The sequence below is a fragment of the Hymenobacter edaphi genome (assembly GCF_003258365.1).
In the GTDB taxonomy this organism is placed as follows: domain Bacteria; phylum Bacteroidota; class Bacteroidia; order Cytophagales; family Hymenobacteraceae; genus Solirubrum; species Solirubrum edaphi.
Window position 1 is genome coordinate 423,350 of record NZ_QHKM01000003.1, and the last position, 20,466, is coordinate 443,815.

The window sequence follows — 20,466 nt, forward strand, 5'->3', positions numbered from 1 at the left end:
GGCGTCAGGGCTGCACCGGCGCCGGCGTAAACGAGGGCAGGTCGTAGCCCGGCTCCAGGCCGTTGGGCCGCACGTGCTCGAAGCTCCGCGACACGGCTAGTCGGTTCGGCTCGAAGAACAGCGGGGTAAACGGCACTTCCTGGTACAGCAGCGTCTGCAGGCGGTGCAGCAGCCGCACCTTGGCAACGGAGTCCTCCGTGCTGGCAAGGGTTTCCAGTAGCTGATCCGAGGCCGCGTTGCCGAAGCGGCTGCGGTTGGCGCCCCCACTGCCGATGCTGCGCGTGTGCAGCAGCGGCCGCAGGTCGTAGGCAAACGGGTTGCCGTAGAGCGTACGCAGGCTCAAATCAAACTCCCCGTTGCGGCGCAGTTCCGACAGCTGCCCGGCTTCCGTCGGGTGCAGGGTCACGGGCAGGCCAATCTGCCGGGCGCTCTGCTGAAAAAGCAGCGCGATGGTTTCGTAGGTCCGGTCGCCGGCGCTGTAAAACAACCGCAGCGTCAGGGGCTGGGGTTGTTGGGGGCGGCGCCAGCCCTCGGCCGTTTGCTGCCAGCCGGCCTGCCGGAGCAGCGCCGCCGCCCGGGGCGGGGCGTAAGGCCGCAGGGGCAGGCTGTCGTGGTAGGCCCATTTTTCGCGCGGGCTGATCAGCCCGGTGCTGCGCTGGCCCTGCCCGTATTGGGTGGCTCGCAGCAGCTGGTCATAGTCGATCAGGTGCGCCAGGGCCTGCCGGGTGCGGGTCTCGCGCAGGCGGGGCTGCTGCACGTTCATTTCCAGCACCACCACCCGGTAAGATGCGGGCGAGTAGAAGCGGAAGCGGGTGCTGTCGGTGGCTTGGAGCCGCGCAAAATCCGGCCCCGGCATGTGCGGATACACATCCAGCTCGTTGCGGCGCAGCGCCAGCAGGGCCGTGGCGGGGTTGGGTATCACGTGAAACTCGATGCGGCCGGGTTCGGCCGCGAGGGCGGGCGTGGTGGCCGCCAGGTTATCGGCCCACCAGTGCGGCTTCCGGGTAAAAGCCAGCTGTTGGCCGACCTGCCAGGTGGCCAGCTGGTAAGGGCCACTGCCGCGGAGTGTGCGCGGGTCGCGCCAGCGAGCGGGCTGGTTGAATTCTTGCTGAAAAGCCCGGATGGGCGCCAGACGGGCTACCGAGCTGTCCGCCCGCGTCAGCAGCTGCAGGGGCACGGGCCGCAGGCGGCCCTGCGGATCGATGAGGTACTCGGGCAGGATGGGAAATTCGCCGCTGTTGTCGCGGTATTCGGGGGCGTAGCCGCGGCACACCAGCGTAAACCGGCGCGGGTCAGCCGCATCAAGCTGCACATCCCGGATAAAGCTCACCAAGCCGCGCAGCCCTTCGTTGGGCAGGCCCGGGCAGTTGAGTACTTTCAGGGTAAAGGCCACATCCTGCGCCAGGATGGGCTGGCCGTTGTCCCACGTCGCCCGCGGGTGCAGGCGGTAGCGCAGGTAGGTAAGCGAGTCGCGTCGCTCGACGGCGGGCAGCGTTGCTGCCAGCCAGGGCACGTGGCGCCGGGCGGGGCCGTCCACGGTCAGCAGGCTCTGGTAAAGCAGGTTGTTGGCCTGCACGGCGTAGGCGTTGGGCAGCGTCACCGGATTCAACGACTCCGGGTCGCGGGGCCAGCAAACCCGTACGGTGGGGGCACCGGCCGACTGGGATGATGAGGAAGGCGAGCAGGCAGCGAGACCAAAAATACCGCTGAGCAGGCCCCAAATGGCGGCAGATCGGAGCATGGGCAGGAGCGCTACCGTTGAGGTAAGGCCGGCCAAGATACCCAAGTGCCGCCGAATACAGCCTAATTACTGACCTTCGCCCCAGCCCGTACCGCCCGTGCCCAGCGACGCCGTGGTCGTTATCTGGCCTTCGCCCCAGCCCGTGCCGCCCGTGTCGGCCGAAGTGGTGGTGGTCGTCGTGGTGGTCGTGGTCGTCGATTCGGCCGTGCCTTCGTGGACCAGATCCGGGGTAACAAAAAACGAGTTGAATTGGAGGAAGGCGGCGAGTAGAAGTTCCAGCATGACCGTTGATGTTTGAGGTGTCAAATCTTTGATTGACACAAAGTTGGGTCATGCCCCTGCCCTGGGTAAAGGAAGAAGCGCGTGCCGTTGTGACTATAATTCCTACTTTATCAGGTGTAATAGACGGAGAAGAAATGCAGCGGAGAAGTCCCGCTTAGCAGCCTGGGTACGTTAAATTTACCGTTAAATAGCTGCCAGCTGTGACAATACGCCTCTGCAAAGGCCCCATTTTTCCAGAATACAAAGCTGCCGCCAAAGCAGGGGGACATTCAAGGAAAAACGGGGGAACGTTGTGACTTGTTCTTTGAGAGGAGAAAGGCAGTACAGAAAGCCGATTTAAGCGAAAAAACGGAATTAAGCCATGAATGAGCTGGTGAATTTGGCTAAGGTTGTGACGAATCGGCGGTTGACGACCGTGCCCCTGATTGAGTTTACCAACCGCAGCGACTCCCGGACCCGGGAGGAAGAGCTGCTGGATATTCTGCTGGCCGACGCCAACGTCAGCAATCTGCAGGTAGCCAAGCGCATGTACAATAGCGGCTCGGCCAAAAGCCAGGCCACCGTGCGCAAGCTCAAGCAGCGCCTGCAGCACAAGCTACTGAACCATCTGTTTTTTCTGGACCACACCGACCCGCGGCACCCGGCTTTTCGGCGCTACGAGCAGCAATGCCTGGAAATGCTGTACCAGGCCACGATGCTGTTGCGGGAAGGGGAGCGGGTGCTGCTGCCGCAGATGCTGCGCAAGGCCGCGCGCCTGGCGGCCGAAGGCGAGTTTACGCCTCAGGCTATCAATGCCTGGGACATGCTGCGCGCCATCAGCATCGAAACCAATGACTATTCGCAGTACCGCAAGAGCGTAAAGCAGCTGGAAAAGCTGGAGCAGACGCTGCTGGTAGAGCAGCAGGCTCAGCATCTGTTTCGGGAGGCGAAGATGAACCTGGCCCGCTCGGTGTCGTCGCGGCGGCGGCTGCTGCAGGAGTTGCCGGTTATCATCGGCAAACTGGAGGCCCTGTATAAGCGGGTGCCTACCTATAATGTGTACGACCCGCTGCTGAAGCTGCAGCTGATTCTGCAGGAGCTGGTTGGCAACTTCGAGGAAATCATTCGCATCACTCGCGAGGCCGAAGACCTATTCGCCCGCGGCAAACTCAACCCGCGCCGCTTCGACGGGCGCTTTACTAAGTTCTATAACGTATACGGCCACCTGCGGGCCCGGCGCCTGAAGGAAGGGCTGGCCGTGGCCGAGGGCTACCTGCAGGCGTTTCACCGGTCCAGCAACAACTGGTTTGTGTTTCTGGAAAATTACTATCTACTGGCCATGCACGACGGCGACTACGCGCTGGCCGGCGACCTGCTGCGGCGGATGCAGAACAACCCGTTCGTGACCAAAATCTCGCAGCCGGCCCGGCAGCGCTGGGATTTGTTTCGGGCCTACCTATACTTTGTGCGGCCCGAGGAAGCAGGGCTGCGGCCGCTGCACTTTGCGCAGCTGGTGCAGCGCATTCCCGACCACAGCCGCGACAAGCAGGGCTACAACGTCGCCATCCTGATTCTGCAGTTTCTGCACTACCTGCGCGAGGGCAACATTGAGGCGCTGCTGGCGCGCCTGGAAAGCCTGCGCAAGTACGAAAGCGCCCACTTGCGCGACGCCGCCACGTTGCGCAGCCGGCTGATGTTCCGGCTGCTGCAACTGACGGTAAAAGAGAATTTCGACCCGAAAGCCTGCGAGAAGAAGGGGCAGGCCGTGCTGAGCCGGCTCAGCGAAACCCCGCCGCCCGGCGAGGCTTTCGCGGAAATTGAAATCATTCCCTACGAAAGCCTCTGGCAACAAACCCTGCTGCTGCTCCAGCACATGGCCGACAAGCAGCAGCAGCGGGAACGGCTGGGGCGCGCCGGTTAGGGCTTGGCGGCGGTAGCGTTGGCGGGCGCCGTAGCGGCCCACTGCTCGAAGCGCTGGTACTGAACGGCCGTGAGCAGCGACTTCAGGTTCGTGCGGTATTCTTCGGCAACGGCCTGCAGCTTGGGCTGGCGCATGGCTTCATCACCCACGTACATGCGGTCGATTTCCTGTTCCTTTTCCATGCGGCTGATCGTCAGGCGCTTAACCTGCAGCTGCCGGGCATCGTCCAGGCCGAGGCGGGGGGCCAGCGAGCGGGTATAGTCGGCGGCGCGCTGCGCGATGGAAGGCGTGCCCTGGGCGTATGCGCCAACCAGCAGCAGCGAAAGGCAGGTGGTGGTCAGAAGCTTCTTCATGGTGGAGTATGGTTGCATTACGTTGAGAACATGTTGGATCGGCAGGACAAAGAAACGCAATGACTTGGAATTATTGTGAACTTTTGAAATATTTTTTTGCACAGGATTTTGAAGTCCATGAAAGTAAGTCTCGTAACAGTGCAAGTGGATAGAGCAAGTACAACGCCTAAAAGCCCGACCATATTGGCCGGGCTTGGAAAAATGCATTTTATCAGCAGTGTTGAAATAAGCTAAGGCAGCACCACAATCGGACGGCTCACGCAGTGGCTGGCGGGGCAGGGGTCGGGGCCGTTGGCCCGCAGGCTCATGCGTACCTCGAAGCGGCCGGGCTTGCGGAAGGTGTGCGTCGGACGGCGGCCGTTGCTGATGGTGCCGTCGCGGAAGTCCCAGAGCACCACCGTGTTGGTGCAGGGCGGAATCTGAGCCCGGGAGGCATCGAAAGTGACCACCTGGCCCACGCGTACGGTATCGGTGGAAAGGGTGAAATCGACGAGGGGCTCCAGGGTGAAGTCCACCGGGTAGGTCTGCTCGGCGGTGCGCAGGCGGCCAGTGCGCTCATCCAGCACGTCGAGCTGAATCAGGTAGCGGCGCCGTTCGGCGTAGCAGTGCGACACGACCGGGCCGGTAAGCGTGGTCCCGTCGCCCATCTGCCAGCGGTAGGTGAGGGGGCCGGCCGCCGGATCGACGGACCGGCGGGCGTCGAGGTCGACGCAGGGCGGGGGCACGCTGGGCCGGGGGCAGGCCACGCTGAGCGTGTCGCCGGCCTGCTGGGCCAGCGCCGCCGGGCCCGCCAGCAGCAGCCCGAGCACAAGCCGCCGCCCAAAACGCGGGGCGGAGCCGGTAACGCGGGAATAAGCAGAAGCTGGTAGGGGCATGGAAGCGAAAATAACGCCCTAGAACTTGTTGAGGCGCTGCAGTACGTCGCGCAGGTAGGTTTGCCCGATGGGCAGGTGCTTGCCGTCGATAACGACGGCATTGTCGTCGATGGCCTGCACGTAGCGCAGATTGACGATGGTGGAGCGGTGAATGCGCACGAACTGCTGCGGGGGAAACTTCTCCTCCACGGCCCGCATAGTGCTGTACACGATAAGCTTCTGCTGCCCGAGCACGATGTGCACGTAGTCGCCGAGGGCCTCCACGTAGTGCACGTCGTCGAAGGCCACGCGCACCAGCTTGCTGTCGACTTTGACGAAGGTATGGTCGGTGGAAACCGGGGCGGCGGCCGCGGGAGCGGGGGCGGCCTGCGCGGTTTCGAGGGCTTTCTGCGCGGCCTTGAGGAAGCGGGCGTAGGCCACCGGCTTCACCACGTAATCGACCACACGGTGCTCGAAAGCGGCCACGGCGTAGTCGCGGCTGCTGGTGACGAGCACGACCATGGGGGGCTCGGTGAGGGTGTCGAGCAGGTCGAGGCCGCTCATTTCGGGCATATCCACGTCGAGAAACAGCAGGTCGACGGGCGTGGTGCGCAGGGCGGCGGCCGCCTCGATGGCGCTGCTGCAGGCCCCAACGGACTCCAGGAAATCGGTGTGGGTAATGCAGTTCTGAATCACCTGAATAGCTAGCGGGTCGTCGTCGACAACGAGGCAACGCAACGTGGTGGGAGCGGCGGAGTTGGGCATAGAGCCAAAGGTAGCCGCCGGGGCGGAAAAAGCCAGTTAGCCGGCGGCCGCGGCGCGGCGCAGTTGCAGCAGCGGGAACAGCTGCTGCAACTGCGCCGCCGCCGCGGTGGCCTGGGCCGCCGCGGCGGCGGGCAACTGGCCCTGTTTGGCTTGTTGCTCAAGCGTATTCAGCTGCTCGTGCAGCCGGGGCAGGCCGAAATAGGCCAGCTGACCCTTGATGCGGTGCGCCAGACTGGCCGCCGCCGCGGCGTCGTGGGCCGCCACGGCCGCCCGTAGTTGCTCAAGAAGCGGCGGCACGTCGCGCAGGAAGGTGTCGATGACCTGGGCGATGAAGGCTTCGCTGCCAAAGGCCAGCTCCTCCAGCAGGGACCAGTCCGGCGCTTCGACATCGGAAGCGGGCGGCGGGGCTACTGACGCAATATCCTCGGCCGGCGCGGCCGGGGGCGTTTTTGGGGGCGTCGCGGCGGCTAGCGGCGTGGTGGCACGGCCGGTGAATCGGGCCAGCGTGGCGTAGAGCACGGCCGGGTCGAAAGGCTTGGGCAGGGTCTCGTTCATGCCGGCGGCCAGGGCCAGGGCGCGGTCTTCGGGCAGGGCCGAGGCGGTGAGGCCGATGATGGGCAGCGCGGCCGCATCGGGAAAGTGCCGGCGCAGCTGGCGGCTGGCCTCGTAGCCGTCCATTTCGGGCATCTGCACGTCCATCAGCACGGCGTCGAAGGCGGTGGCGGCGGCGGTTTGCACGGCCAGGCGGCCGTTGGCGGCCACGACGACCTGCACGTTCCAGGCCTCCAGGGTTTTGCGGGCCACCAGCTGGTTTAGCTCGTTGTCTTCGGCCACCAGTACGCGCAGGGGCGGCGAAAAAGGCGTCAGCTCGACGGGCGCGTCGGCGGGCAGCGCGGCCGCGTCGGCCTCCGCGTAGGGCAGCTCGAAGAAGAAGGTAGAGCCCACGCCGACCACGCTTTCCACCCAGAGGCGGCCGCCGTGCAGCTCCACCAGGTTGCGGGCAATGCTCAGGCCCAGGCCGGTGCCGCCAAACTGCCGGGTGGTGCTGGTGTTGGCCTGCGAGAAGTCCTCGAAAATGGCGTCGAGCTTGTCGGCCGGGATGCCGATGCCGGTGTCCTGCACCGCAAAGCGCACCCGCCACCGGTCGGCCTCGGGGCGGGCCGTTACGCGCACCGTCACCGTGCCCTGGGTAGTGAATTTGATGGCGTTGCCGATCAGGTTGACCAGCACCTGATTCAGGCGCACCGGGTCGCCCAGCACGGCGGCGGGCACCTCGGGTGCCAGCTCCAGGCGCAGCAGCAGGCCTTTGCTGGCAGTGGCAAACTCGAACATGCGCGCCACCCGCTGCAGCAGCCCGCGCAGGCCGAACGGAGTGCTTTCCAGCGTCATCTTGCCGGCCTCGATTTTGGAGGAGTCGAGGATGTCGTTGATGATGGTGAGCAGGTTCTGCGAGGAGCCCTGAATGGCGGCCAGGTACTCGGTCTGCTCGGGGTTGGTGGGCGTGCGCTGCAGCAGGTGCGTCAGGCCGATGACGGCATTCATCGGCGTGCGGATTTCGTGGCTCATGTTGGCCAGAAACTGCGCCTTGGCCCGCCGCGAGGCCTCGGCCGCGTCGCGGGCCACCACGAGGTCGGCGTTGATCTGCTCGATGTGGGCCTTCTGCTGGCGCAGCTCCTGGGTCCGCTCGCGCACCGTCAGCTCCAGCTGCAGCTTCTGGCGGCGCAGCGTGGCTTCGCGGGTGCGGACGAAGGCCCAGACGGCGGCGGCGGTAGCCAGCAGCACCAGCGCGGCAAACCACCCGGTGCGCCAGAACGGGGTGGCAATGCCGAAGGCCACGGTGGTAACCGGCCCCCACGCATCCTGTGGGCGGAGGCGGGCGCGCACTTCCAGCACGTAGCGGCCCGCGTCGAGGCGGGGAAACTGCGCTTCGGATAAGGCCGTCGGCGCACTCCATTCATCTATGTAGTTACGCAGACGGTACTGGTACTGCAGGCCCGTGGTGCGCGGCAGCAGGCTGATGCCGCGAAACCGGAAGCCTAGGCGGTGGGTGCCAGCCGGCAGTTCGCCCAGCTGCGCCGGGTTGCGGGCCGCGCCGTCCACTTCGGTACCGGCCACGACGGTGCGCGGCGGCTGATGGGTGGGCCAGGTAGCTTCCAGGGCCGCGTCGAGCTGGAGCAGGCCGGTTTGCGTGGCTATCCATAGCTGATTGCCTAGCTGTGACGTCGCAGCCAGCGGCCGGCAGTTGCGCACCAGCGGATTATCCGGGTGCGCCAGCAGCAGCGCCCGGCCCCGGTGCGGATCGAAAGCAGTTAGCTGATTTTGGTGGACCAGCAGCAGATAATCTTGGTAGAGGCCGTATCCGGCGTACATATCGTGTGCTTCGGTGCTGCGCCGAAACGGCACCACGGCGTAGCAGTAGTTCGAGCCCAGGCCATCGGCGGTGGTGAACTGCCGGAAATGGCCGCCCGCATAGCGGAGCAGACCCTGGCCGGTGGTGCCCACCCAAACGGTGTCGCCGCGGGTTGAAAAGGCGAAATCGGCTACGTCGATGCCATTGCGAAAGCGGTGGTAGGTGAACCGCCCGGCTTGCCACACGGCCAGGCCGGTGTCGTGCGTTCCGATCCAGACGCGGCCTTGCGGGTCGCAGAGCAGGGCCGTGATGGCGTTGTGCAGCAAGCCGGTGGCGGTGGTGTAGTGCTGCGTAGGCCGGGCCGGCTGGCTAAACCAATGATACAGGCCATCGGCTTCGGTACCCACCCACAGGCTGCTGTCGGCGGGCTGCCAGGCCAGGGACGTGACGCGCAGATTGGCGGGCAGGCGCGGCAGCCGCTGCCGGCGGCCAGCACCGACGCGCCAGACGCCCTGCGTCGCCGTGCCGGCCCAGGCCGCGGCGGGCCGTTCGTGGGCTACAGCAGCCGGTGGGTAAGCCAGGGCGGTGACGCGAGCAGGCAGCGCCGGACCCAGCATGGAGAACGGGCGGGCCGGCGGCAGCGAAGCCGGCGAGAATAGGGAGAAAACTGCGCCATCAGCACCGCCTAGTAGCCAGGCATCCTGACGCGACATAGCCGTCAGCGGCTGGTGCGGCAGCTGCCGGCTCGGGCGAAGAAACAGGTGCCGGTCGGAGTGGCGCCACAGGCCCTGGCCGGCGGTGCCCAGCCAGGCGTTGCCTTCCCGGTCTTGGAGCAGGCAGCTGATGTCCGGGACTTCCGGCAGGTGAAAATAGTGCCGGTACGAGCTGATAGCGGCCGTATCGGCCACCGGCAGGCCCGTACGAGCCTTGAACCCAGCGGGCAGAGGCGTGGTTTTATCGGCCCGCTGGAACCGTTGCCCGTCCCAGCGCGACACGCCGCCCTGGTAGTGGTTGACCCACAGCGTGCGCGTGGTCGAGTCCTCGTAGAGCCGGGTGGCGAAGTCCTCGGCCAGGCCCTGCCGGGTGGTGAAGGTGACGAACTCGGTGCCGTCGTAGCGCACGAGGCCCTCGGCGGTGGCCACCCAGAGGTAGCCCTGCCGGTCTTGGTGCAGGGCGTAGACGAAGCTGGGCGCGAAGCCCTCGGCCGGGCCGAACTGCTTCAGCCAGTGCCGCTGCTGGGCCGGCGCCGGCGCCAGCCCGGCCCAAAGCAAGCAAAGCAACAGCCCAAACCGCGCGCAGAAACGAATCATCGGGGCAAGATACGGCCGGGGACGGGCGGCCGGCGGCCGTTGGCGTTGAACGCGGGGCCTGACTCGGTCAACGCCACCACCGCCTCGCCGACGCCGCCGGTTTAGCGGCGAATTTTCACGTCCACGTCGTAGCGGTACTTGGGCGGGCCGCCCAGCGGAATGGCGAAGAAGGGCAGGGCCGTGTCATACTGGTCGGTGACGTAGAACACCAGGTCGTTGGCGGCGCGCGAGCGGCTGGTCAGCTGCATGTCGATGGAGAGGCCGTGCTCTTTCGGGCTGACGGGGTGGGTGCTGCTGGCCCAGCGCGTGTCGCCCGACACGGTGGCATCGTGCCCGTTCTTGGCCACCGAATACAGCTTGATTCCTAAATCGTCGTCGGCGTCGAAGTTGCTTTGCTTGATGCTGACCACGTGCTCGTTGATGAACGGGTAGAGGTGCGTGACGGCGTTGCGTTCGGGCGTGAGGCGAATGGCGTACTCGTAGGTGAAGGCGTTGCCGCCCTCCACGGCCACGTTCTGCGCGGGGCTGCTGCTCAGGAAAAAGCGGTAGAGGTTGCCGTCGTCGCCCTTTTTGCCCTGCACCACCACCTTGAACACGTAGCCCTGAAACTCGGGCACCAGCTCGCCCTCCAGCGGGTTGAGCGGGCCGAAGGTGTACCACTGGTTATCCAGCCTGGCGTCCGGCCCGAAGCTCACCGACTTGAGCGGCGTGCCGGCGCGCAGGCCTGCTTTGGGCTCGGGCGAGCGGGCGTCGGCGGTGGAGTGGGCGCCGGGGCCGCCGTAGAGGCTGAACTCGGTCTGGGTGTTCCAGCCAAACTTGGCTTCGTCGTGCCGGCCGCCGCAGTCCGGATCGAACACGCGGATGTAGACCGGCTGGCGGCGCTCCTTAGGCACCAGAAAGAAGTACGTCGAAGTGAAGTCGTCGTCGCCCCAGCTTTTATCGGCCTGCGCCCCGAAGGTGACGAGGTAGGCAATGTTTTCGCCGGGGTTGGGCACGGCCTGGGCCCGGGCGGCCACCGGGCCGAGCAGCAGAAAAGCCAGCAGCAGCCGGCGCAGCGGGGAGTTCAGCGACATAAGCGGCAAGATATGCCGGCGCGGGACATTTGCCGTAGCCGGCGGGTAGTGCCCAGCGGCTGAGCCCGTAGCGGCCGGGCCGGGGCCGCCCACCGCGCAGCCGGCCAACCCGGCGGACCGTTTTCGCGTTGGCAAAGCCGCCCGCCCGCCGTACCTTGGGCGGGCCGAGTTGTTATCCTACCTGTCCGCTGCATTCGTTTCCGCCCGCCGATGGCTGCGTCCACCCCGCTTCGTACCACTGAGTTTCTCGATCAGCTAACCCAGACCGTAGCCGATGTGCGGCGGGTGACGCAGGAGCGGTTTCGGCCGCTCAGCGAAGACCAGCTGAACCGCGGCCCGGCGCCCGGCAAGTGGAGCGTGGGCCAGTGCCTGGAGCACCTCAACATCATCGGTGGCCTGTATTTGCCGGTGATGAACCAGCGCCTGCGCCGGGCCCAGGAGCGCGGCACCCAGCCCGCCGAATACGTCAAGAACGGCTACTTCGGCAAGAAGCTGACCGTGGCCATGCAGACGCCGGCCCGCGAAAAGCCGCTCAAAACGCCCCAGCAGTACGCGCCCAGCGGTTCGCGCCTGCCGCGTACCGTGGTGGAGGTGTTTCTGCGCCAGCTCGACGACCTGAGCCACCAGCTGCAGGTGGCGCGCACCGTCAACGCCAATGCCGTGCGCATTCCGAACGCCATCGTGCCGCTGCTGCGCCTGCGCCTCACCGATCAGTTTGCCTTCCTCATTGCCCACCTGCAGCGCCACGTCGCGCAGGCCGAGCGCGTGCTCGACAGCCGCACGGTGAGCCGCTAGGGCTTGGTGGGCGCCAGCAGCCAGTAAGTGAGCGTGACGGAAGCGGCGCGGTGATACTGGCGCAGCTCGTCGGTTTTGGTGGCGGCGTAGAGGTTGCTCAGGCCCCAGCTGTACTGGGCCTGCGCCAGCCAGCGGCCGCGCTCGTAGCCCAGGCCCGCGTTCAGGCCGTAGTCGAAAGTGCGCGGGCCGGAGGTCTGGAAAAGGATGCCCGCGTAGCGCACCGGCGCGTCGTTGACTTGGGTACCGAGGTAGTTGCCCTGCTCGTCGAACTGCTGGTACTCATCGTGCTGGCGCCCGCCGACACCGACGGAGCCGTAGGCCCCGGCAAACACCTGTAGGCCCCGGGCCGCGGCCGGGCTGTAGGCCAGGTGCAGGGGCACCTCCAGATAGGTATAGCGTATCCGGGAGCTGCTGGCCGCCTCGACGGGGCGCTGACCGGCCGTAAACGAGTAGGTGCTGGACGCCTGGTAGCCCCGGGTGGAATACAGCAAACCCGACTGCAGGGCCACGCTGTGGTAGCGAAGCTGCGTCATCACGCCCAGCTGGTAGGCCGCCAGCGGCTTTAAGCGGGTGTCGGCGGGCAGCGCCGTGGGGAGGCGCATGGAGCTGAAGCCGGCGCCCAGGCGCGGCCCGAAGGTGAATTGGGCCTGGGCCTGGGCCGCTGCCGGGCACAGCGCGGCGCTCAGCAACAGGGCGGCAACGGGGGAGAAACGGGGCAAGGAGAGCTTACGCATGGCGACAAGTGGAATACGCTGCTAAATACGGGCAGTGGCGGCCGCCCGCAAGTACCGTTGTTGGCTGTTGTCTGACTTTTGAAAAGAGCGTAATGCGCCGGAAGGTGTAAGCTTTTGAAATAATCTTAAAAATGATTTTCAATGAGTTGCTGCTTGGGTGTAGCGCGGCGACAGTGCTGGCGATATGACGCCAGCGTTAGGCCGGCGCAGCACCGATTCTGCTGTCGGACGGGCCCGCTTGGTGGCGGCGCAGGTAAGTCCGCGTCAGCGAAGTGGTGGCAGGAAGCGGCGGTACCATCCATCAGGCAGGTAACGAGTGAAACGTTTAACTCAAGAGGCTCCGGGGAAGTCGGACGAATCTGAAAATTCGGGCATCCAGGGAGTTATGCAGCCCCCGTGCGGCCCAATACGCGCAAGCGCGAACGAGCAGGCCAGGGCGGATATTTTGTGGCCCGGTGCTTGAATCGGGCCGTAATAAAAGCCGGCGGGCCGCGTATGGAAACAGTGCGTCGGCCGCATCCATTGGTTGTAAATACCTTGCTTTGCCCATGCGTTTTTCCCTCCTGCTGATACCCTGCTGGCTTTTGCTGATGGTGCTGCCCTCCAACGCTTCCGCCCCGCCCGCCGGCGGCCCTTACGACGCCCAGTGGAAGAAAATCGACGCGTTGCTGGCCAAGGACCAGACCGAAGCGGCGCAGAAGCTGGTGCTCGACATCTACCAGAAAGCCCGCGCCGCCCGCCAGACCGCCGACTACGTGCGCGCCCTGACCTACCGGCTGCACATCCTGGAGGAGCGCGAAGAAGATGCCAACGAAAAAGGCATGGCCCTGCTCGAAGCCGACCTGCCCGCGGCCACCTTCCCGGCCCGCCCGCTGCTGCACTCCTTGCTGGCCGAGCACTACCACCAGTACCTGCGCCAAAACCGCTACCGCCTCTACGACCGCACCGCCGTGGCCAAACCCGCGCCGGAGCAAGCCTCGGACCCGAGCAACGACCCCGACGGCGCCGATATAGCCACCTGGGACGCCGCCCGCCTCGCCGCTCAGGTGGTGCGCCACTACCGCGCCTCGGTGGAAACCGACGCCGCTCGCCAGCAGCAGACCACGCTGCGCGAGCTGGGCCGCCTCGCCACCCCCGCCGATGCCGCGGGCGCCGCGCTGCGCCCCACGCTCTTCGATTTGCTGGCCCACCGCGCCATCGAGGGGCTCAACGACGACGAGCTGTACCTGACCAAGCCCGCCCAGCAGTTCCGCTTCACCGACCCCAAGCTGCTCGGCGCCGACGCGGAGTTCCTGGCCCTGCCGCTCACCGCCCCGGCCGCCGACTCGCTCAACGGCCCCTGGCACGCCCTGCGCCTTTGGCAGCAGCTCACGCGCTTTCACCAGGGCGGCGCCCCGGCCGCCCGCGCCGACGTGGAGCGGCGCCGCCTCGCCTTCGCGTATCAGCACGCCGCCTTCCCGGATAAGCACGCCGCCTACGACGCGGCCCTGCGCCGCGCCCAGCAGGCCTACGACGCCCTGCCCGCCTGGGCTGATTTTCAGGCCGACCGGGCCGAGCTGGCCCGGCGCCGCAACCAGCTGACGCAGGCCGCCGAGCTGGCCCGGGCCGCTATTCAGCGCTTCCCCAAATCGGTGGGGGCGGGGCGGGCCCAGCAGCTGCTGAACCAGCTGGAGCGGCCCGAGCTGAGCGTGCAAACCCAGGAAGTGCAGCTGCCCGGGCAGGCCATGCTGCTCGGCATGCAGTACCGCAACCTCACCCGCGCCCACGGCTTTGCCTGGCGTATTCCGGCCGCGGCCCGGCTGCGCGAAGTCACCGGCCAGCGCGGCACCGAGCTGCCCAAAGCCTACGCCCGGCAGCTGGCCGCCAAGCCCGCCGCCGAGTGGGCGCTGGCCCTGCCCGGCCCGCCGGACTACAAAAGCCACCGCGCCGAGCTGGCCGGGCCTGCCCTGCCTGCCGGGCACTACCTGGTCGTCATCAGCACTGCCGACACCCAGCCGACCAAAACCCGCGCGGGCGTGACGACCACCTACGCCTTCGTGTCGGTGAGCGAGCTGGCGGCGGTGCACCGCGCCGCACCGGCCGGCGGCACCGACCTCTGGACCCTGAACCGCCGCACGGGCCAGCCCAACGGCGGCGTGCAGGTGCAGCCCTGGTACCAGCTCTACGACAACGGCAAGTGGCAGTACGCCGCCAGCCCGGCCCGGCCCACCGCCGCCGACGGCCACCTCACCGTGCCCGCCGACCAGGGCCAGCGCCGCTACATGCGCGCCGTGCTGCTCAGCCAGGGCCGCGACTCACTGGTGCTGGCCGAAGGCCTCAACGGCTACCGTCCGTCCCTGGAAGCGGAGCCGCGCGTGCCGCGCCGGGCCTTTCTCTACACCGACCGCGCCATCTACCGCCCCGGTCAGACCCTGTACTTCAAGGGCATCGTGGTGCAGCCGCAGAACGGGCGCAGCGCGGTGGTGAAAAGCCTGCCGGTGCGCCTGCGCCTGCTCGACGTGAACAGCCAGCAGGTGCTGGAATTGCCCTTTACCACTTCCGACTACGGCTCCTTCCACGGCGAGCTGACCTTGCCCACGGGCCTGCTCAACGGCGAAATGCGGCTGGTGGCAGTGACCCAGGCCGGCGGCAACGACGAGCAGCTCGGTGACCAGGGCTTCGCGGTGGAAGACTACAAGCGCCCGACCTTCTTCGTCACGCTTGACCCGGTGCTCGGCACGCCCAAGCTCGGCGACACGCTCTCGGTGCGCGGCACGGCCACGGCCTACGCCGGTCCGGCCGTGGATGGGGCCACGGTGCAGTACCGCGTAGTGCGCCGCACGGTGTGGCCGATGTTTGGCTGGCTGGCGCTGGACTTCGGCTTCGGTGGGGAGCGGGGCGGCGGTGGGCGGCCCTTCCTGCCCGGCCGCGGCGGCGAGCAGCAGATTGCCAGCGGCACCGCCAAAACCGACGCGCAGGGCCGCTTCCGCATTAGCTTCACCGCTACGCCGCCCGACGAAACCATTAACGACGACCCCAACCCCGGCGACGAGGGCTACTGGCCGCGCCCCGGCCGCCCGACCTACGTGTTCGACGTGACGGCCGACGTAACCGACCCGAACGGCGAAACCCGCTCGGCCCAGCGCGGCGTGAGTTTGGGCGGCGCCCCGCTCAACCTCACGCTGAGCGGCCCCCGCGAAGTCAATCAGCAACAGCCGCAAGACTTCACGCTGCGCAGCCAGAACGCCACCGGCGAAACCGTGCCCGCCGCCGGCACCGTGCGCCTCTACCAGCTCACGCCGCCCGCCCGGGTGCTGCACCCGCGCTTCGGCCCGCGCCCCGATCAGCCCGGCCTGCCCCGCGAGGAGCACGCCAAGTTGTTTCCGCACGAGCCCTGGCTGCGCGAAGCCGACGCCGACACCTGGCCCAAGCGCCTGGTGGGCGAGTGGCCCTTCGACACCAAGCAAACCGGCGCCCTGCCCGAGGTGACCAAGGCCCTGGCTGCCCAGGTGCCCGGCGCCTACCTGCTGGAAGCCGAAAGCCGCACCGGCGCCGACACTGCCCGGGCCCGCCTCGGCTTCACGCTCTACAACCCCACGGCCGCCCAGCTGCCGCTGCCCCTGCCCGCCTGGCTTACCGCCGTGCACGATTCGGTGGCGCCCGGCCAGGCCGCCCAGGTGCTGCTCGGCACCGGCTTCGACGAGGCCACGCCGGCCCGGCTGGAAGTGGAAAGCCGCGGCCAGCTGCTGCGCGCCGAGTGGCTGACCCTGCGCCGGGAGCAGCGCCTCCTCAGCCTGCCCACGCTGGCTGGCCAGACGGGCCCGCTGTACGTGCGCCTGATGCTGGTGCACGACGGCCGCTTCTACCAGCAGGAAGCCACCATTCAGGTGGCCGAGCCGCCCCGCCCGCTGGCCCTCGACATCAGCACCTTCCGCGACAAGCTGCAGCCCGGCGAAAAGGAAACCTGGCGCGTGACCATCCGCAACAGCCAGGACAAACCCGCCGAGGCCGAGCTGCTGGCCACGCTCTACGACCAGTCTCTGGACTACTTCCGCCCGCATGCCTTCCAGCGGCCCGAGCTGACGCCGCCCTACTTCGGGGAGCGGTTCGGCTGGAGCGGACGCTTCGGCGCGGCGCAGTGGGAGACGCTGTTTGCGGAGTTTGACGGCAAGGCTGCTGGGCAGACTTTTTATGCCTATCCGGAGCTGCGAACCTCGTATTGGGAATGGCGGGAGCTAGAGAAAAATATCCGACGCCTGCCCACAAGTGTGGTAGCGGATGAGAAAGTCGTTGTGGGTTACGGCACAGCTAACAGAGCATTGCGCGGCCGTGTCGCTGGAGTCCAGATGGAAATGGCTGCCGCACCCGCACCAATGATGGCCAAGCAGGCATCGAGCTCGTACGCGGAAATGGCTGATACAAATGCGCTGCACGAGGAAGAACGCGTCGGCGGCGGCACGCCCAAACCCGCCGCCGACCTCAGCACCGTGCCCGTGCGCTCCGACTTCCGCGAAACGGCCTTCTGGCAGCCCGCTGTGCGCACCAACGCCCGGGGCGAAGTGGTGCTGGAATTCCAGATGCCCGAAGCCGTGACGCGCTGGCAGCTGCTGGCCTTGGCCCACACGCCCGACCTGCAAACCGGTATGCTGGCCCGGCAGCTCGTCACCCAGAAGCAGTTGATGGTGACGCCCAACGCCCCGCGCTTCTTCCGCGAGGGGGACCAGCTGCGCCTCACCGCCAAAATCAGCAGCCTCGCCGCCCAGGCCCTCAGCGGCACCGCCCAACTGCAGCTCCTCGACGCGCGCACCAACCAGCCCCTCGACGCCCAGCTGCTCAAAAGCCCCGCGCAGGTAACCTTCAGCGTGGCCGCCAGCCAGAGCACCACCGTGGGCTGGGACGTGACCATTCCGGCCGACCAAGCCGTGCCGCTGGAAGCCGTGACCTACCGCGTGGTGGCTTCTGCTCAGTTGCCCGTTGACGGCAAGGAGTTGTCAGGTAAGGAGAAAAAGGCCCAGCGCAAGGCCAAGAAACTGACAACCGACAACCCGCAACTGACAACTCTCTCCGACGGCGAGGAAAATACGCTGCCGGTGCTGCCCAACCGCCTGCTCGTCACCGAGGCCCTACCGCTGACGGTGCGCGGGGCCGGCACCCGCACCTTCGAGCTGAAAAAGCTCACCAGCACGACCTCGGCCACCCGCCGCAACCAGAGCCTGACGCTGGAGCTGACCAGCAACCCCGCCTGGTACGCCGTGCAGGCCTTGCCTTACCTGATGGAGTACCCCTACGAGTGTTCCGAGCAGACCTTCTCGCGCCTCTACGCCAACCTGCTGGCCGCCCGCATCCTGCAGGCAAACCCGCTGATTCGGCCGGTGTTGGCGGAGTGGAAAAAGGCCGCAGCCTCGGGCGATAAAACCGCTTTCCGCTCCAAGCTGGAGCAGAACCAGGAGTTGAAAAACCTGCTGCTGCAGGAAACGCCCTGGGTGCGCGACGGGCAGACTGACACCGAGCGCATGCGCCGCCTCGCCGACCTCTTCGACGACGCCCGCCTGCAGGCCGAAACCCAGCGCGCCGTACAGAAACTGCTGGAAATGCAAAGCCCCAGCGGCGCCTTCCCGTGGTTCAAGCAGATGCCCGACAACCGCTACATCACCCAGCTTATCGTGGCCGGCTTCGGCAAGCTGCGCCAGCTCGGCGCCTTCGATGTCACCCAGGACGAGCGTACCCGCGACCTGCTGCAGCGCGCCACCGCCTACCTCGACCGGGAGCTGCAGCAGGACTACGACCGGCTGCGCAAAACCAAGGGCGTGAAGCTCACCGACGACCACCTCGGCGACGACGACCTGCACGCCCTCTACGCCCGCACCTACTGGCTGAAAGAGCTGCCGGTGGCCAAGGCGGCCCAAGCGGCCCACGCCTACTACCGCGGCCAGGCTACGCAGTACTGGCCCAAGCGCGGCCGCTACCTGCAGGGCATGGCCGCCCTGACGCTGCACCGCTTCAACGGCGGGCCGTCCGACAAAAACGTGCCCGCGCTCATCATCGAAGCCCTGCGCCAGAACGCGGTGCGCTCCGAGGAGCTGGGCCTGTACTGGAAGGACGTGCGCGCCGGCTACTACTGGCAGCAGGCGCCCGTCGAAACCCAGAGCCTGCTCATCGAAGCCTTCCACGAAGTCGTGGGTGATGAGCAGGCGGTGGAGGAAATGAAGCTGTGGCTGCTGAGCCACAAGCGTACCCACAACTGGGAAAGCACCCGCGCCACCGCCGACGCCTGCTACGCCCTGCTGCTGCAAGGCTCCCGCAACTGGCTGGAACCGGCCAAGCCCCTGCATGTCAGCCTGGGCTCGACGAAAATCAACACCACCGAGGGCGCCGAAGCCGGCTCGGGCTACGTGAAGCGCAGCTTCCCCGCCGCCGAGGTGCGCCCTGAACTGGGCCAGGTGACGGTGCAGAAAACCGACGCCGGCGTGGCCTGGGGCGGGCTGTACTGGCAGTACTTCGAGCAGTTCGACAAGATTACCGCCGCCGCCAACGCCCCGCTCACCCTCACCCGCCAGCTCTTCCGCGAAACGCCCGGCGCCAGCGGCCCCGTCCTCACGCCCCTCACGGCTGGTGCGCCGCTGCGGGTAGGGGAGGTGCTGGTGGTGCGCCTCACGCTCAAGACCGACCGGGAGCTGGAGTACGTGCACTTGAAGGACACCCGCGCCGCCGGCCTGGAGCTGATTGGGCAGACCTCGGGCTACCGCTACCAGCAGGGCCTGGGCTACTACGAAAGCCCCCGCGACGCAGCCACCAACTTCTTCCTCGACCAGCTGCCCCGCGGCAGCCACGTGTTTGAGTACCGCCTGCGCGCCGCTCTGGCCGGCGACTACAGCTCCGGCATCAGCCAGGTGCAGTGCATGTACGCCCCCGAATTCACCAGCCACTCCGCTGGCCAGCGCCTGCGCATCGGGGCGCAGTAGGGGAGGATTTGGGAGGAATCAGCGCGTCCTTCCGAGCCCGGCTCGGAAGGACGCGCTGCTATCCGATCCATACGTGCGCCGCAGCGGCAGCGGCGGCGTCGAGCGGGGTTTAAGAATAGCCGGCGCGCCGTGATGAAACTCCGCAAACAAAAAAACAGGAAGCGGCTGAGGGCTATTTAGTTGACCGGGGGCCGCTGAACCCATGTTGGGACAGGTATTGCATGATTCCGGGGTTGAATTTCCCGGCCGGGGCTGGTACTTTCGCAGTTCGGTTGATTATTCCCTGGAGGATTGCAGATGCTACGAACCGCTCTTTGCACGGCCGCGCTGGCCGTAGTTGCGCTGAATACCCAGGCCCAGCAGGGCCTCAAATCCACTGTTCAGGCCGGTAAAGCCGTGGACACTGCCGGTAAAGCCGTCATTCCCGTCGGCCCGGTGCTGGCCGGCGAAGAAAAGCTGAGCGCCCAGGAGCGCGCCGAGCGCACTTTCCTGATGCCGCCGCGCAAGAAAATGCCTTCGGTGCAGCCCGCCCCGCCGCACCCCGACCCCACGAGCGGCGCCGTGGCCATCGGCCCGCCCACGGTGGCGGAAATGGCCGCCGAAGAAGCCGCCAAAGCCGAGGCCGCCAAGCCGGCTACCACCACGCACCGCTCGTCGGCGCGGCGCCACCGCTCCTCGGCCTCGCACCGCAGCAGCCGGAAGAAAACGGTGACCAAAAAGAAAACCAGCAGCTCGAAGAAGAGGTCTTCGTCGCGCCGCCGCCGCTAGGCGCCGCGCAACCCACTACAAAGCGGCGTCCTGCACCGGGATGCCGCTTTTTTTATGGCCGGCACCGCTGGCCGGTCGCCCCGGTGCCTTTCGCGGGCTTTCGACATGAAAAAAGCGCAGCCCCCGAAGGAGCTGCGCCACAGAGCAGCAGCCAGCAGAAACTGGCCTGCGCCAGCGCAGGAACGAGTTACGCGTTCTGCGGCATCAGGCGCACCACCAGCCCGTCGAGGCGCTCGGTGATGCGAATCTGGCAGGAAAGACGGCTGCCCTGCGACATGATGGGCAAGGACTCCAGCATGGCCATTTCGTCGTCACTGGGCTCGGGCAGCTCGGGGCCGGCCAGCACCTCCACGTGGCAGGTGCCGCACAGCGCCATGCCCCCGCAGGTAGCCTGGATGTCGTAGCCCGAGGCCTTCATCACTTCCATCAGGCTCAGGCCCATATCGGTGGGGGCTACCAGCTCGGTGCGCTGGCCCGGCGCGTCCTCCACGTACACGCGTACTTCGTCGGTCATAGTTGTTGAGTTGTCGGTTGTCCGTTGCGGTTTTTCAGGCCAGGCATCAGCACAAACTGACAACTGACAACCCGCAACGGACAACT

13 protein-coding genes are annotated in these 20,466 nt (G+C 66.8%); 4 read left to right on the forward strand and 9 right to left on the reverse strand.

The window, feature by feature from the left end; all coding sequences use genetic code 11:
• Positions 1-4 precede the first annotated feature (4 nt).
• The gene (locus tag DLM85_RS12260; RefSeq protein WP_111478392.1) at positions 5-1,741 is read right to left on the reverse strand and encodes an ABC transporter substrate-binding protein; all 1,737 of its coding nucleotides are present in this window, start codon (positions 1,739-1,741) and stop codon (positions 5-7) included.
• A gap of 66 nt (positions 1,742-1,807) precedes the next feature.
• The gene (locus tag DLM85_RS12265) at positions 1,808-2,023 is read right to left on the reverse strand and encodes a hypothetical protein (protein ID WP_111478393.1); all 216 of its coding nucleotides are present in this window, start codon (positions 2,021-2,023) and stop codon (positions 1,808-1,810) included.
• A gap of 406 nt (positions 2,024-2,429) precedes the next feature.
• Between DLM85_RS12265 and DLM85_RS25470 the strand changes: the two genes are divergently transcribed.
• The gene (locus DLM85_RS25470) at positions 2,430-3,923 is read left to right on the forward strand and encodes a hypothetical protein (RefSeq protein ID WP_165822121.1); all 1,494 of its coding nucleotides are present in this window, start codon (positions 2,430-2,432) and stop codon (positions 3,921-3,923) included.
• Here the strand turns inward: DLM85_RS25470 and DLM85_RS12275 are convergent.
• The 5 genes from DLM85_RS12275 to DLM85_RS12295 all read right to left on the reverse strand — a co-directional run bounded on the left by DLM85_RS12275 (position 3,920) and on the right by DLM85_RS12295 (position 10,628).
• Positions 3,920-4,276 carry a hypothetical protein gene (locus tag DLM85_RS12275; protein WP_111478394.1) on the reverse strand — a complete coding sequence of 119 codons (357 nt, stop codon included), beginning with the start codon at positions 4,274-4,276 and terminating at the stop codon, positions 3,920-3,922. The genes DLM85_RS25470 and DLM85_RS12275 overlap by 4 nt on opposite strands.
• Before the next feature lie 230 nt (positions 4,277-4,506).
• Positions 4,507-5,151: a PKD domain-containing protein gene (locus tag DLM85_RS12280; protein WP_111478395.1), complete on the reverse strand. Its 645-nt coding sequence runs from the start codon at positions 5,149-5,151 to the stop codon at positions 4,507-4,509.
• Between the two features lie 18 nt (positions 5,152-5,169).
• Entirely contained in the window at positions 5,170-5,895 is a 726-nt protein-coding gene (locus tag DLM85_RS12285) for a LytR/AlgR family response regulator transcription factor (RefSeq protein ID WP_111478396.1), read from the reverse strand.
• A gap of 36 nt (positions 5,896-5,931) precedes the next feature.
• On the reverse strand, positions 5,932-9,555 hold the full coding sequence (locus tag DLM85_RS12290) for a hybrid sensor histidine kinase/response regulator (RefSeq protein WP_111478397.1): 3,624 nt from the start codon (positions 9,553-9,555) through the stop codon (positions 5,932-5,934).
• A gap of 101 nt (positions 9,556-9,656) precedes the next feature.
• Entirely contained in the window at positions 9,657-10,628 is a 972-nt protein-coding gene (locus DLM85_RS12295; protein WP_111478398.1) for a hypothetical protein, read from the reverse strand.
• A 210-nt stretch (positions 10,629-10,838) separates the two neighbouring features.
• Between DLM85_RS12295 and DLM85_RS12300 the strand changes: the two genes are divergently transcribed.
• Positions 10,839-11,423 carry a DinB family protein gene (locus tag DLM85_RS12300; protein ID WP_111478399.1) on the forward strand — a complete coding sequence of 195 codons (585 nt, stop codon included), beginning with the start codon at positions 10,839-10,841 and terminating at the stop codon, positions 11,421-11,423.
• Here the strand turns inward: DLM85_RS12300 and DLM85_RS12305 are convergent.
• Positions 11,420-12,157 (reverse strand): porin family protein, encoded by a 738-nt coding sequence (locus DLM85_RS12305; protein WP_111478400.1) that lies wholly within the window; start codon positions 12,155-12,157, stop codon positions 11,420-11,422. The two genes, DLM85_RS12300 and DLM85_RS12305, sit on opposite strands and share 4 nt — an antisense overlap.
• Before the next feature lie 548 nt (positions 12,158-12,705).
• Here DLM85_RS12305 and DLM85_RS12310 point away from each other — a divergent pair.
• Together DLM85_RS12310 and DLM85_RS12315 are read left to right on the forward strand one after the other, a co-directional pair.
• Positions 12,706-19,098: an alpha-2-macroglobulin family protein gene (locus DLM85_RS12310; protein WP_133257032.1), complete on the forward strand. Its 6,393-nt coding sequence runs from the start codon at positions 12,706-12,708 to the stop codon at positions 19,096-19,098.
• A 297-nt stretch (positions 19,099-19,395) separates the two neighbouring features.
• Entirely contained in the window at positions 19,396-19,866 is a 471-nt protein-coding gene (locus tag DLM85_RS12315; protein ID WP_111478402.1) for a hypothetical protein, read from the forward strand.
• A gap of 187 nt (positions 19,867-20,053) precedes the next feature.
• On the opposite strand, the gene DLM85_RS12320 is transcribed toward DLM85_RS12315, so the two are convergent.
• A complete protein-coding gene (locus tag DLM85_RS12320) occupies positions 20,054-20,380 on the reverse strand; it encodes a 2Fe-2S iron-sulfur cluster-binding protein (protein WP_111478403.1) in 327 nt (108 codons plus the stop codon).
• Positions 20,381-20,466: the final 86 nt, after the last annotated feature.